The sequence below is a fragment of the Paenibacillus agaridevorans genome (assembly GCF_003112455.1).
GTDB classification, from domain to species: Bacteria; Bacillota; Bacilli; order Paenibacillales; family Paenibacillaceae; genus Pristimantibacillus; species Pristimantibacillus agaridevorans.
Genome location: NZ_BDQX01000386.1, coordinates 1 through 315 on the forward strand (window position 1 = coordinate 1; position 315 = coordinate 315).

Annotated in this window: 1 pseudogene; it reads left to right on the forward strand. The window is 51.1% G+C overall.

Annotated elements, in window-relative coordinates:
- Positions 1-95: 95 nt before the first annotated feature.
- Positions 96-315 (forward strand): annotated as a pseudogene (locus PAT3040_RS29670) (IS4 family transposase); the annotation flags it as partial.

Here is a 315-nt window from a genome sequence, read left to right on the forward strand (position 1 = left end):
ATAGCTTACCCGTCGAGATCACACAAGCTTTGTTTGCTGCTGTGGTACATGCCCTTCGAGAGCCAATCGAGCCTCCTCTGAAGGGAAAGAAACCTGTGTTGGCTATCGTCGATTCCACGAGCCTTCGCATGCCGCCTGTCTTAGGCGACTGGGCGTATGTAACGGAGAAACAGAACAGTGTAAAGGTTCATACTTGCTTGGTGGTCATCGATGAGCATACCGCGTATCCTGATCATATTGTGCCTTCTACAGGCAACATAAGCGACTTCTCGGGGTCGGATGATCTCGTCGTGGTTGATCCTGGCGTGCTTTATG